The 13,426-nt window shown below is 73.3% G+C and carries 11 protein-coding genes; 7 read left to right on the top strand and 4 right to left on the bottom strand.

The window, feature by feature from the left end; all coding sequences use genetic code 11:
- Positions 1 to 407: 407 nt before the first annotated feature.
- Positions 408 to 1,436 (top strand): sigma-70 family RNA polymerase sigma factor, encoded by a 1,029-nt coding sequence (locus tag ACWDYF_RS13310; RefSeq protein WP_381737517.1) that lies wholly within the window; start codon positions 408 to 410, stop codon positions 1,434 to 1,436.
- Positions 1,437 to 1,878: 442 nt separating this feature from the next.
- Positions 1,879 to 2,637, top strand: coding sequence for a TetR/AcrR family transcriptional regulator (locus ACWDYF_RS13305; RefSeq protein ID WP_389462974.1), 759 nt, complete (start codon positions 1,879 to 1,881; stop codon positions 2,635 to 2,637).
- A gap of 36 nt (positions 2,638 to 2,673) precedes the next feature.
- Here the strand turns inward: ACWDYF_RS13305 and ACWDYF_RS13300 are convergent, their stop codons facing one another.
- Positions 2,674 to 3,717, bottom strand: coding sequence for a helix-turn-helix transcriptional regulator (locus ACWDYF_RS13300; RefSeq protein WP_389462973.1), 1,044 nt, complete (start codon positions 3,715 to 3,717; stop codon positions 2,674 to 2,676).
- Between the two features lie 61 nt (positions 3,718 to 3,778).
- On the opposite strand from ACWDYF_RS13300, the gene ACWDYF_RS13295 reads away from it, so the two are divergent.
- The 5 genes from ACWDYF_RS13295 (at position 3,779) to ACWDYF_RS13275 (ending at position 9,909) form a co-directional block, all read left to right on the top strand.
- Positions 3,779 to 5,308, top strand: a complete 1,530-nt coding sequence (locus tag ACWDYF_RS13295) for an MFS transporter (protein ID WP_381737521.1) — start codon at positions 3,779 to 3,781, stop codon at positions 5,306 to 5,308.
- Positions 5,309 to 5,520: 212 nt separating this feature from the next.
- Positions 5,521 to 6,282: a DeoR/GlpR family DNA-binding transcription regulator gene (locus ACWDYF_RS13290; protein ID WP_381737523.1), complete on the top strand. Its 762-nt coding sequence runs from the start codon at positions 5,521 to 5,523 to the stop codon at positions 6,280 to 6,282.
- Positions 6,279 to 7,226 carry a 1-phosphofructokinase gene (gene pfkB, locus ACWDYF_RS13285; protein WP_389462972.1) on the top strand — a complete coding sequence of 316 codons (948 nt, stop codon included), beginning with the start codon at positions 6,279 to 6,281 and terminating at the stop codon, positions 7,224 to 7,226. The genes ACWDYF_RS13290 and pfkB overlap by 4 nt, the downstream gene beginning before the upstream one ends.
- A gap of 154 nt (positions 7,227 to 7,380) precedes the next feature.
- Positions 7,381 to 9,471 carry a PTS fructose transporter subunit IIABC gene (locus ACWDYF_RS13280; RefSeq protein ID WP_389462971.1) on the top strand — a complete coding sequence of 697 codons (2,091 nt, stop codon included), beginning with the start codon at positions 7,381 to 7,383 and terminating at the stop codon, positions 9,469 to 9,471.
- A gap of 177 nt (positions 9,472 to 9,648) precedes the next feature.
- Positions 9,649 to 9,909: a hypothetical protein gene (locus ACWDYF_RS13275; protein ID WP_381737528.1), complete on the top strand. Its 261-nt coding sequence runs from the start codon at positions 9,649 to 9,651 to the stop codon at positions 9,907 to 9,909.
- A gap of 74 nt (positions 9,910 to 9,983) precedes the next feature.
- On the opposite strand, the gene ACWDYF_RS13270 is transcribed toward ACWDYF_RS13275, so the two are convergent.
- The 3 genes from ACWDYF_RS13270 to ACWDYF_RS13260 form a co-directional block, all read right to left on the bottom strand.
- The gene (locus ACWDYF_RS13270; protein ID WP_018566839.1) at positions 9,984 to 10,757 is read right to left on the bottom strand and encodes a DUF6227 family protein; all 774 of its coding nucleotides are present in this window, start codon (positions 10,755 to 10,757) and stop codon (positions 9,984 to 9,986) included.
- A 186-nt stretch (positions 10,758 to 10,943) separates the two neighbouring features.
- Positions 10,944 to 12,164, bottom strand: coding sequence for a L,D-transpeptidase (locus ACWDYF_RS13265; RefSeq protein WP_381737530.1), 1,221 nt, complete (start codon positions 12,162 to 12,164; stop codon positions 10,944 to 10,946).
- Between the two features lie 183 nt (positions 12,165 to 12,347).
- Positions 12,348 to 13,388 (bottom strand): P1 family peptidase, encoded by a 1,041-nt coding sequence (locus ACWDYF_RS13260; protein WP_389462970.1) that lies wholly within the window; start codon positions 13,386 to 13,388, stop codon positions 12,348 to 12,350.
- Positions 13,389 to 13,426 lie beyond the last annotated feature (38 nt).

Here is a 13,426-nt window from a genome sequence, read left to right as displayed (position 1 = left end):
GGGCCGGGAATCACCTGAGAGTCCGGTTTTGCGGCAACCTTCCGGCCCCGGTACCCGTCCATGAGGGTGGGGGCAGCGAGCGAGGGCGGCGCTCTCCCGCTGTGAGAACTGCGGCATCCGTGTGACGGGCGTCTCATGTGCAGGGTGGTGAGTCCGGGTCCGCGAGGGCCTGGAAAGGGCTTCCGCTCCCACTCTGACCTGCGACTCCGTGACGTGGCCCAGGGCACATGGGGCGTCGTGGCGGCACAGGGTACTGCATGATCAGAAAAATCGGGGGGCGGGTTGGGAATTCTGTCCGGTTTCAAGTCGTTGTTCCCATCGGATGCGGGGCACCCGAGGAGAGTCCCGAAGAGAGTGCCGAGCGTCCTGTGGACCACCCGCTGACACACCATCGCAAGGGAGCACGCATGGCAACCCGTGCCGTCGCCCGTCGACAGTCCGCCCATGGGGGTACCTCCCAGGCTTTCGGCTCTGGGGGAGAGACGGCCCGCGCGGCACGCGGTGTCCGCGCCCGTGGCGGCGAGATCGCCGACCGTGACCTGGTCGGCATGTATCTCGACGAGATCGCGCGCACACCGCTGCTCGACGCCGCCAAGGAGGTCGAGCTGTCCCAGGTCATCGAGGCCGGCGTGTTCGCACGGCAGATCCTCGACGGGTTCGAGGAGACACCGGCGGACGCGAGCCGCGAGGAGCTCCAGGCCCTCGTCGACGAGGGCGAGCGGGCCAAGGACGTCTTCATCCGCTCCAACCTGCGCCTGGTCGTCGCGGTGGCCCGCCGCTACCCGCGCAGCGGCCTGCCCCTGCTGGACCTGATCCAGGAGGGCAACGCGGGCCTGGTGCGCGCGGTGGAGAAGTTCGACTACCGCAAGGGCTTCAAGTTCTCGACGTACGCCACCTGGTGGATCCGCCAGGCGATCACGCGCTCGATAGCGGACCAGTCCCGCACGATCCGGCTCCCCGTCCACCTGGTGGAGGAGCTGGGCCGGATCCGCCGGGTGCAGCGCGAGTTCAACCGCGAGCACGGCCGCGACCCGGAGCCCGCGGAGATCGCCGCCGAGCTGGGTTCGAACCCGGAGCGCGTCGTGGACGTCCTGGACTGGGCCCGCGACCCGGTCTCGCTGAACATGTCGGTGGACGACGAGGGCGAGACCCAGTTCGGCGACCTGCTGGAGGACACCTCCGCGGTCTCGCCCGAGCAGTCGGTCCTGACCCTGCTGCGCAGCGAGGAGCTGGACGACCTGATCGGCCGCCTCGACCAGCGCACGGCGTCCATCATCAAGATGCGGTACGGCATCGAGGACGGCCGCGAGCGCACGCTGACCGAGGTCGGCAAGGAGCACGGTCTGACGCGCGAGCGCATCCGCCAGATCGAGAAGCACGCCCTGCTGGAGCTGAAGAAGCTGGCCCGGGACACCGGGTTCGACGCGGCGGCGTGACATCTCGGAGAGGTGCCACGAGACCCCCGCGGGGCGGCTGTTCCCGCGGGGCGCGCACATCCTCGGGCAGCGCCGATGGCGCACGCCCGTTGGTGACGCGCACGCCCGGTGGTGAAAGACCGCGCGAACATGGCCGTGGAGCATCGCTTCAACCGGCGGCGCGACGGGAACAACCCTTCCGGGCCCGAGCGGCCGGGCGCACGACCACACCAGAGCCACGTCCCGACGCACTCCCCCCGGCGCCGGGACCTTCCCAGAGCCGGGCTTCGGCGCCTTCCCCCGGGCGTCGGAGTCCGGCTCCACTTGTGCCCGACCTGTCCGGTCCGTCTCGGCTGCGGGCGGCCGCCCGAGCGCGCCGAAGCGGCGGGGCACCCCGGACCTGAACCCCGGGGTGGCCCGCCAGATGGCAGATTCTGCCACACCGGCATAACCTGCCGAGGTGATGAGCCCCGCCCCCGCCGACCCCAAGAGCCCTTCCCTGACCGAGCGCCGCAAGGCCGCCACCCGGATGGAGATCGCGCTGTCGGCGGCGCGCCTCTTCGTGACACGGGGGCTGCGCGCCACCCGCGCCGAGGACATCGCCCAGGCGGCGGGCGTCGCCCCGCGCACCTTCTACCGGTACTTCGCCACCAAGGAGGAGGCCGTCGCGCCCTGTTACGCGGCGGGCGCCGAGCGGTGGCGGGAAGCGGTCCGCACGGCCCCGGCCGCCCTCTCCGTCCCGGAGGCCCTCGCCCACGCCGTGCGGCAGACCTTCGTCCCCGGCGACTCGGGCGTCTCGGCGATCTCCTGGCAGTGGGCGCGCACCCTCATCCGCCTGGCCGGCACCAGCCCGGCGGTCCGCAAGGTCTGGGCGGAGGTCTGCCAGGAGTCGGAACGGGAACTGGCCGGGGTGCTCGCGGCACGGGCGGCATCGGCTGGACCGGTGGGGTCGGCTTCAGTAGAGGGCCGGGCCGACTCCTTCGAGTCCGGAGCCGAAACTGGAGCCGGCACCGAGGCCGGAACCGGAACCGAGTGCGAGGCCGCCCCCTCCGTCATCGCGCCGGACCTCCGCTTCACCGCGGCCGTGGCGAGCGCCGCCGTCCGCGTCGCCGTGGAAGCCTGGGCGACGGGAGACGCACCGGCCACCGGTCCGCAGGGGCCCGCCGCGCTGGCCCTGCGCAACCTCGCCGCCCTCCGCGACTTCGCCTGGGACACCCCGTAGCCCTGCGCACCCCGTAGCCCCGCACCCCGTAGTCGCCTAGGGGCGCGGTACCGGCGCCTCCCGGCTCCCGTCCGCACCGGGCCCGGACACGGATCCTGCCCCTTCCCCTCCCCCTGCCCCGGCCGCCGCGCGCGTCATACGCGTCCCCAACTCGCCTACGCACGCCACGAGTTCCCTCGGCTCCCGCACCGTGAACTCGCAGCCCAGCATCGCCAGCCGCACCGCGACCCACTCCATCCGGTCGCCGGTCTCGGCGCGCAGCAGGCACCCGCCGTCCGGCAGGGGTTCGAGCGGGCCGAGCCAGGAGGGCAGCCGCGCGGCGACCGACTCGACGGGCTCGTGGAAGGCGACCGTGAACACATATGTCTCCTGCCGCCGCTGCATGGAGAGGCGCAGGTACTCCGCGGCGCTCCCCGTGGGCAGCTCGCGCGGTTCGTAGCGGGCGCCGGTGGGGAAGGGCTCGCTCACCCGGTCGACGCGGAACGTCCGCCAGTCCGCCCGGTCCAGGTCGTAGGCGACGAGGTACCAGCGCCGTCCGGTGGACACCAGCCGGTAGGGCTCGGTCAGCCGCCGGGTGGCGGTGCCGTCCCCGGCCCGGTAGGCGAAGCGCAGCCGCTCGCGGCCCGCCACCGCCGACGCCATCACGGTCAGCGTCTCGGGGGCGACCAGGGCGCCGTCCCCGCTGGTCAGCGGGGTCGTGGCGGCCTGGAGGGTGGAGACGCGCCGACGCAGCCGGGCGGGCAGCACCTGCTCCAGCTTCGCCAGCGCCCGTACGGACGCCTCGTCCACGCCCTCGATCGCGTGCCCGGCTCCCGCGCGCAGCCCGACCGCGATGGCCACGGCCTCCTCGTCGTCGAGCACGAGCGGGGGCATGGCCTTGCCCGCGACCAGCCGGTAGCCGCCGTCGGAGCCCATCGTCGCCTGCACCGGGTAGCCCAGCTCGCGCAGCCGGTCGATGTCGCGCCGGACGGTGCGCCGGGACACCCCGAGCCGGTCGGCCAGCTCGCCGCCGGGCCACTCGCGGGGCGTCTGGAGCAGGGACAGGAGCTGGAGGAGCCGGGCCGGAGTGTCCGTCGTCATACTCCGAGGATGCCGCACCACTAGGACGTGATCTGTCCTACAGCCTCTCTAGCCTGCCGGTATGACCTCCAGCGAAACCCCCGTCAGCAGCTCAGTACCGGTGGCCGACCGCCGCCGCTGGTTCGCGCTGGCGATCGTGATGACCGCGGCCTTCATGGACCTGGTGGACGTCACGATCGTCAACATCGCCATACCCTCGATCCAGGAGGACGCCGGTGCCTCCTTCAGCCAGATCCAGTGGATCACCGCCGGTTACGCCCTGGCCTTCGCGGCCGGGCTGATCACCGGGGGGCGGCTCGGCGACATCCACGGCCGCAAGCGGCTGTTCCTCGTCGGCATCGGCGGCTTCACCCTGGCCTCCGCCCTGTGCGGCTTCGCGGTGAACCCGGAGATGCTGGTCGCCTCGCGCATCCTCCAGGGCGCCATGGCGGCGCTGATGGTCCCGCAGGTCCTGTCGATCGTGCACGCCACCTTCCCGGCCCGTGAACGCGGCAAGGTCTTCGGCCTGTTCGGCGCGATCGTCGGCCTGGGCGCGGTCTCCGGTCCGCTGCTGGGCGCGCTGCTGACGGAGTGGAACCTGTTCGGTCTCGAATGGCGGCCGATCTTCCTGATCAACCTCCCGGTCGGTGTGGTGGCCCTGCTGCTGGGCAGCCGCTTCATCTCCGAGTCCAAGGCCCCGCGCGCGCTCAAGCTGGACCTGGTCGGCGTCGCCCTGGTCACCCTCGGTCTCCTGATGCTGCTCTACCCGCTGACCCGGGGCCGCGAGCTGGGCTGGCCGCTGTGGGGGTACCTGTCGATGGCGGGCGCGCTGGTGGTCTTCGCGGTGCTCGTGGCGTACGAGCGGCGCAAGGCGGCGCGGGACGGCTCCCCGCTGGTCGAACTGTCGCTGTTCCGGGTGAAGAGCTTCGCCGCGGGCATCGCGGTGCAGACCGTCTTCGGTGTCGCGCTGGGCGTGTTCTTCCTGGTCTGGACGCTGTACATGCAGATCGGCCTGGGCTGGAGCCCGCTGCGCGCCGGACTGACCGGGGTGCCGTTCTCCGTGGCGGTGTCGGTGGCGGCCGGGATGTCCGTGCAGAAGCTGGTGCCGCGCTTCGGCCGCAAGGTGCTCCAGGCGGGCGCCCTGCTCATGGTGGCCGGTGTCCTGCTCTACGTCGCCGAGTCCGACCGGTACGGCCTGCGCATCACCTCCTGGCAGATGGCGCTCCCGCTCGTCGTCATGGGCGTGGGCATGGGGCTGATCGTCGCGCCGCTGACGGACGCGGTGCTCTCGGAGGTGCCGCGCGAGCACGCCGGGTCGGCGTCCGGGCTGATCAACACCGTGCAGCAGATGGGCAACGCGCTGGGGCTCGGTCTGGTCTCGGTCGTCTTCTTCGGGGTGATCGGCGACCGGCTGACGCCCGCCCAGGTGGGTCCGGCCTTCGTCGACGCCTTCCAGCACGCGCTGCTGTGGGTGGCCGGGGTGCTGGCCGTCATCTTCGTCCTGATGGCGGCCCTGCCCGAGCGGCCGGCCCAGCACACGGAGGGCGCGGCGGAGGGCGCGGCCGAGGGGGCGCCCGCCACCGAGGCGCGGGAGCCGGAGCCGGTCGGCTGAGCGACCGCCGGACGAGCGGGAGGACGCGGGTCCGGGGCCCGGTACCGAGGACGGTGCCGGGCCCTCGCCGTGCCCGGCCGGTGCACCACGGCGGATGCTGGCGGATGCCCGATCGTGCCCGTATGGTTCCGTACCTGTTTACTTCCCGGTCTTCCCGGCGTAGCCTCCCGCTGAAACCACAGGTTCGGGCATCAAGCCGGAGGCAGACGGACATGTACGCAGCGGAGCGGCAGCAGGAGATCCTCCGGCTCGCCCGGGACGGCGGCCGGGTGGACGTCGTGTCGCTCGCCGAGGAGTTCCAGGTGACCGCGGAGACCATCCGCCGCGACCTGAAGACCCTCGACCGGGCCGGACTGCTGCGCCGGGTGCACGGCGGCGCCCTCCCGGCCGGCCGCCTCGACTTCGAGCCCGACCTGACCGAACGCGAGTCCACCGCCGCCGACGAGAAGGACCGCATCGCCAGGGCGGCCCTCGCCGAACTCCCCGCCGAGGGCACGCTGATCCTCGACGCCGGGACGACGGTGGCCCGCCTGGCCGCCGCCCTGCCCCCGGAGGCGGACCTCACCGTCGTCACCCACTCGCTGCCCATCGCCGCCCGCCTCGCCGACCACCCCGGCCTCCAGCTCCACCTCGTCGGCGGCCGCGTACGGCACCGCACACGCGCCGCCGTGGACGCCTGGGCGCTGCGGGCCTACGGCGAGATCCGCGCCGACGTGCTGTTCGTCGCCGCCAACGGCTTCTCCGTCGAGCACGGTCTGACCACCCCCGACCTCGCCGAGGCGGCGGTCAAGCGCGCGGCGATGGCCGCCGCCCGCCGGGTGGTGCTGCTCGCCGACTCCGCCAAACACGGCCAGGAGCACTTCGCCCGCTTCGGCGGCCTGGGCGAGGTGGACCTGCTGATCACGGACAGCGGGCTCAGCCCGGAGGACGCCGCCGCCATCGAGCGCGGCGGCACGGAAGTGGTACGCGCATGATCGTCACCGTCACCCCCAACCCGTCCCTCGACCGCACCTACGAGGTCCCCTCCCTCGACCGCGGCGAGGTCGTCCGGGCCACCGGTGAGCGGGTGGACCCGGGCGGCAAGGGCGTGAACGTCTCGCGCGCCGTCGCCGCCGCCGGACGGCGCACGGTCGCCGTACTGCCCCTGGGCGGCGCCCCGGGCGCACTCGTCGCCGATCTGCTCGACGCGCAGGGCATCGAGGTCGCCCCGGTCCCCGTCGCCGGGGCCACCCGCTCCAACATCGCCCTCGCCGAGGCGGACGGCGTCCTGACGAAGATCAACGCCCCGGGCCCGGAACTGACCACGGCCGAGCAGGAAGCGCTGCTGGAGGCCGTGCGGCGCCGCTCGCGCGGTGCCGACTGGATCGCCTGCTGCGGCAGCCTGCCGCGCGGCCTCGCCCCGTCCTGGTACGCCGATCTGGTCGCGCGGGCGCACACCGCCGGTGTCCGTATCGCCCTGGACACCTCGGGGCCCGCGCTGCTCGCCGCGCTCCGGGCGGGTCCGGACGTCGTCAAGCCCAACGCCGAGGAGCTGGCGCAGGCCACCGGGCGCCCGCTGGCCACCGTGGGCGACGCGGTGCGGGCGGCCGAGGAGCTGCGCGGCCTCGGCGCGCGCGCCGTCCTGGCGAGTCTGGGCGCCGACGGGCAGCTCCTCGTGGACGGCGCGGGCGTCTGGTTCGGCGCCGCGCGCGTCGACTCCGTACGCAGCAACGTCGGCGCCGGAGACTCCTCGCTGGCCGGTTTCCTCCTCGCGGGCGGCACCGGAGGGCGGGCCCTGGCCTCGGCCGTCGCACACGGCGCGGCAGCCGTCCGGCTGCCCGGCAGCGTGATGCCCGGCCCGCACGACCTGGACCCGGCGGCGGTCGCGGTCACCACCGAGATCCCGGTGGACCGCCCCCTCGCGGAGCCGGTCCCATGACCCTCGCCCTGTTCCCCCGCCCTGTCCCCGGCCGTGCCCCTGTCCCCGTGCGCGCCCCCCTGCCCGCCCCCGTGGCCGCCCCCGTGCCCGTCCCCACCACCCCCGCCCCCGTCCGTTCCGCCGCTCGGGCGGTACGCGTGCGAAGGAGCCCGCGATGAGTGATCTGATCACCGCGGACCTGGTCGACCTCGACCTGTCCGCCGACACCAAGGAGGCGGCGGCGCGCGCCCTCGCCGAACGGATGGCGGCCCGGGGCCGGGTGACCGACCTGGAGGGCTTCCTCGCCGACGTCGCCGCCCGCGAGGCGCAGATGCCGACCGGCCTCGACGGCGGTATCGGCATCCCGCACTGCCGCAGCGCCCACGTCACCGAGCCCACGCTCGCCTTCGGGCGCAGCGCGGCCGGGATCGACTTCGGCGCCCCGGACGGCCCCGCCGACCTGATCTTCCTGATCGCCGCTCCGGCGGGTGCCGACGACGCCCATCTGACCATCCTGTCCTCGCTGGCCCGGCAGCTGACGAACGCCGAGTTCACGGCCGCGCTGCGGTCGGCGGGTGACGCGGCGACGGCGGCGGCGCTGATCCGCGGCGACCGGACACCCGCGGAGGCGGCCGCGCAGGACGGTCAGGACGCACGGACCGACCAGGCCGACCAGGCCGCGCAGGACGGTCAGGCCGCGCAGGACGGTCAGGCCGCCCAGGAACCGGAGGGCACCGCCGCCTCAGAGGCCCCGGCGTCCGGATCGGCCCCCGCGCCGTTCCGGATCGTCGCCGTCACCTCCTGTCCCACCGGTATCGCGCACACCTACATGGCCGCCGAGTCGCTGGAGAGCGCGGGCCGCGAGGCGGGCGTCGAGCTGGTCGTGGAGACACAGGGCTCGGCCGGATTCACCCGGCTCGACCCGGCCGTCGTCGCGGCGGCGGACGCGGTGATCTTCGCCCACGACGTCCCCGTACGCGACAAGGACCGCTTCGCGGGCAAGCCCACCGTCGACGTCGGCGTCAAGGCGGGCATCAACCGGCCCGCCGAACTGATCGCCGAGGCGCGCGACAGGGCCGCGCGCGGCGAGGCGACCGCCCCGGCGGCCCCCGGCGGCACACCGGTCGAGCGGACCGGCACGGCGGGCGAGGGCTACGGCACCAGGCTGCGCAAGTGGCTCATGTCCGGCGTCAGTTACATGGTCCCGTTCGTCGCGGCCGGCGGTCTGCTGATCGCGCTCGGCTTCGCGATCGGCGGCTACAAGATCAACAAGGCGCCCTCGGTCATGGACCACTTCGTGTGGACCCAGTCCGGCAGCTGGGCGGCGCTGCTGTTCCAGATCGGCGGCGTGGCCTTCGGCTTCCTCGTGCCGGTGCTGGCCGGATACATCGCCTACGGCATGGCCGATCGGCCCGGACTCGTCCCCGGCTTCGTCGGCGGCTCGATCGCCCTCACCATCAACGCCGGATTCCTGGGCGGTCTCGCGGCCGGTCTGCTCTCCGGCGGTGTGGTGCTGGCGATCCAGCGGGTGCGCATCCCGGCGGCGCTGCGCGGCATCATGCCGGTGGTGGTGATCCCGCTGATCTCCTCGGCCGTCGTCGGGTTCCTGATGTTCGTGGTCATCGGCAAGCCCATCGCCTCCGCGCAGAAGGGCATGACCGACTGGCTCAACGAGCTGACCGGTACCAACGCCGTCCTGCTCGGCGCGCTGCTGGGCCTGATGATGTGCTTCGACCTCGGCGGCCCGGTCAACAAGGTCGCCTACACCTTCGCCACCGCCGGAATCGCGGTCTCCGACCCGGGCGACTCCGCGATGAAGATCATGGCCGCGGTGATGGCGGCGGGCATGGTGCCGCCGCTGTCGATGGCGCTGGCCACCACCGTGCGCGGCCGGCTCTTCACCCGCACCGAGCGCGAGAACGGCAAGGCCGCCTGGGTGCTGGGCGCCTCGTTCATCTCCGAGGGCGCCATCCCGTTCGCGGCGGCCGACCCGCTGCGCGTCATCCCCGCCTCGATGGTCGGCGGCGCGCTCACCGGCGCCCTGTCGATGGCCTTCGGCGCCACGCTGCGGGCCCCGCACGGCGGCATCTTCGTGGTCCCGCTGATCGGCAACCCGTTCCTCTACCTGATCGCCGTCGCGGCCGGTGTCTGCGCGACGACGGCGCTGGTGGTCGCGCTGAAGACGCTGCGCGGAGCCGCGCCGGGCGGTGAGGGCGGCCCGCAGGGGGCGTCGGCGCGGCCCGGACAGCCGGTGACGGCGGCCTGAGAACCGTCGCACCGTCCCCGTTCCCTCCCGCCCCCGTTCCCTCCCGCCCTCGCTCGCCTGCCCGCCTCCCCACCTGCCCCTTTTGAACCTTTGGGGCGTGGTGAGTAGTTCACGTCACCTGCGAGATACGTCACGGTCCGGGGCTCATGCCCCGGACCGTGGTGTTCACTTGACGGTATGCCTGAGCATGTCCCGTTCCTGGTCTGGTTCGGCGTGGTCCTGCCCGCCGTGCTGATCCTCGCCTGCGCTGTCGGCCTCGCCGGATACCGCTTCGGCCTCCGGTTCGAGATCCGCCGCAGGCCGCAGACGCCCGTGCTGCGCGCGCTGCCGTCCCAGCCCGGCTCCGGCTCCGGCCCGCACCGGGAGTACGTGGAGCTGTCCCCGGCGGAGCGAGACGCCTTCGCCGGTCTGGTGCGCCGCCTCGGCGACGGCCGCTGACCGGAGGCCTCCCGCGGCACGGCGTGCGGAGCCAGGTACCCGGGGTCGGCGCCCGGCGGGGCCCGGTGTCCCGTTCAGGAGAGCTGCGCCGCCCGACGCTCCATCGCGTCCCGGGCCGCGTCCTCCGTGGCGTACACCTCGCACATGTGCCGCCCGTCCGGTGTCGCCGTGTGCTCCACCTCCCAGAGGGAGACCTCCGCGCCGTCGCGCAGCAGGAACGCGTGCTCGTAGAGGGAGAAACCCAGCCCGGCGCGGCCCGCGCGGCAGGGGCGGCCGAAGGCCTGGGTGATCTGGTGCCCGGCCGCCGTCTCCAGCCGGGAGGCGGTCTCGGCGCCGGGCCGGTCCGCGTTCTCCGCGCGGCGCAGCAGTCGGCGCGCGTGGTCGGCGGCGTCGCCGGGGGCGTACGCGTGCCGGGGCTCGGGGGCCGTGGACGGTGCGGAGAGCGGGGAGAGCGCGGAGAACGGCATGAGCACCGGCAGTTCGAACTCCGGTGCGTCGGGCGGTAAGGGGAGCCGTCCGGTGGCCGTGCCCAGCTCCTCCTCGTCGAGATACACCTCGTGGTGCGCCTCGCCGCCCGGGGCGGTGTTGTGCACCAGCTCCCAGAGCGTGAGGGCCGAGCCGTCGGCGAGCAGCCAGGTGTGCCGGTACGTCTCGCGGTGCAGTCCCGCGCTGTGGTGCGCGGAGTGCAGCGAGCCGTCGTACGCCAGCGCGCAGTCCAGTCGGCGTATCGTCTCGTCCGGCAACTCGAAGGAGTTCAGCGCACGGCCGAGGAGTCGCGCGAGGTGCTCCTCCGGAGACTCGGGCGACGGGTGTGGTTCGTACGCGGTCGTCTCGTACGGAACGCTCAAGGTTTCTCCCGGCGTTGCTGCATGTCACCTGGTGGGTGCATACCGTAGCCCCTCGGTGGGACATCATGTCCGGGAACCGAGAAAACGTACGCCGGAAAAACGGCCGGGCCGCACGAGAAGTTCCCGCGCGGCCCGGCCGTACCGTCAGAATCCGCTGCTCAGCGGCCCCTTGTGGCGCAGGAGTGGTCAGCCGGCGCTGCCCGCGGTCCACTCGCTCCACGACATGTTCCAGCCGTTGAGGCCGTTGTCCGGGGCGACCGTCTTGTCGGGGGAGTGCTTCACGATCACGACGTCACCGACGAGCGAGCTGTCGTAGAACCACTTGGCCGGGGTGTCGCCCTGCGCGCCCCGCACGTCCTTCATGCCCACGCAGCCGTGGCTGGTGCCGGTCTGACCGAAGGGCGGATTGCCCGGGTTGTACCAGTAGTTGCCGTGGAGGAAGGTGCCGGACGTCGTCAGCCGCATCGCGTGCGGGACGTCCGGGATGTCGTACTCCCCGCCCAGACCGACGGTCTGGCTGTTCATCCGGGTCTGGGTGAACTTCTCCGAGATCACCATCTGCCCGTTGTACGTCGTGTGCTCCGGGCTGCCCGTGGAGACCGGGATCGACTTGACGGTCTGCCCGTCCCGGACCACCGTCATGGTCTGCGTGTTGACGTCCACCGTGGAGACCTGCGAACGCCCGACCGTGAAGCTCACGCTCTTCTTCTGCACGCCGAAGACGCCGTTCGCGCCCTGCACGCCGTCCAGGTCGATGTTCATCGTGACCTTGGAGCCGGCCTTCCAGTACTCCTCGGGGCGGAAGTCGAGCCGCTGGGCGCCGAACCAGTGGCCGACGACCTGCTGACCGCTGCTGGAGGTCACCGTGATGTGCGACTGCACCGTCTTCTTGTCGGTGATCGCCTTGTCGAAGGTGAACGACACCGGCATGCCGACGCCCACCGTCGTGCCGTTGTCCGGCGTGTACGTGCCGATGAAGCTGTTCGACGTGGTGACGGTCGTGAAGATGGAGTTGGCGGCGGCGACCCGGCCGGCGGAGTCCTTGGCCGTGGCCGAGAGCTGGTACTTGGTGCCGCGGTCCAGCTGCTCCTTCGGCTTCCAGGCGGCGCCGTCCGCCGAGATCGAACCCGGCACCTCCTTGCCCGAACCCGCGACGGTCATCTTCACGTCGGTCAGCTTTCCGTCGCTGACCTTCACCCCGGTCGCGTTGATCGACGCGCCGGTGGCCCCGTCCTTCGCCGAGATCGTGATCTTGGCCGTGGACGTCTTGACGGTGTCCTTGCCGCCGCCCTTGCCGTCGTCGTTGGCCTTGGCGTCGCCGCCGCATCCGGTGAGGGTGAGGGTGCCGACCATCAGGGCGGCACAGGCCCCCAGTATGCGCCGCGCTGCTATGTCCGGCGTTGTCACGGGCTGCTCCAGGTCGTGTGAAGTGGGTGATTGGCTGCGTGCGTGGAGAGAGAGTCGGCGGAGCCCTCGCGAGGTTCCCGCAGGTCGGCCGAAACGCCGTCACGTGACAGAACCGCGACAATCGAAAACCCGTCGGTACACAAGACCCGTCGGCCCCTCAGGTCCCCCCGGCTCCCCTCCTGTTCACCGCTGTCCGTACAACTCCCGGTAGGCCGGCCATGTTCCCCCCGGTCCGTCGACCGGTCCGGCGGCGCGGACGGCGTTGACGATCGCGCGGGTCACGGTGTCCGCACCGGCCGCCAGCACCTCGTTCAGGGCGAGCGGCCCGCCGGTACCCGGACCGGTCTCCAGCGGCCGGGTACCGGTGGCCAGAGCGAACACCGTGTCGCCGTCGTTGAGCAGATGCACCGGCCGGACGGCCCGCGCGATGCCGTCGTGCGCCGTGCCCGCGAGCTTCTGCGCCTGGGCCTTGGACAGCTCCGCGTCGGTCGCGACCACCGCGAGCGTGGTGTTCAGCGGCGGCGGCGCGTTGCGCGCGGCGGCCCGAGCGATCCGGCGACGCGCGTCCTCGTGCACCCGCGCCTCGGGGTACACGGGCCGCCCCTGGAACAACTCCCCGTACAGCACCCCCGTCTCCGGATCCACCACCGATCCGGCCGCGTTGGCCACCACGAGCGCCGCCACCGTGACGCCCGAGGCGAGCACCGTGCTCGCCGTGCCGACCCCGCCCTTGAGCGGACCCACGGCCGCCCCCGTCCCCGCGCCCACGCAACCCTGGGGCACGGCCGCCCCCGGTCCGCTCGCGGCGGCGGCCTCCACCGCGGCCCGCCCGGTGGCCGCGTCCGGCCGGGCCCGGAAGTCGCCGCCCCGGCCCAGGTCGAAGACACAGGCCGCGGGCACCACCGGCACGACGTGCGCCGGATCGGGGCCGACCCGCACCCCGCGCCCGCGCTCCTCCAGCCAGGCCATCACCCCGGAGGCGGCGTCGAGCCCGTACGCGCTGCCGCCGGTCAGGACCACCGCCTCCACCGTCCGCACCAGGTTGCGCGGATCGAGCGCGTCGGTCTCCTTGGTGCCGGGCCCGCCGCCCCGCACGTCCACGGCGGCCACGGCACCGCCCTCCGGCGCCAGCACCACCGTCGTACCGGTGAGCCACCCGCCCCCGGTGCGGGTCGCATGCCCCACCCGCACCCCGGCGACATCCGTCAACGCGTCAACTGTCATGGCAGCCAGTCTCTCCCCGCCGCCCGGCCCGTCCCCGG

This window comes from Streptomyces sp. NPDC003284 (genome assembly GCF_053589675.1).
This window is presented reverse-complemented; position numbering and strand designations above follow the sequence as displayed.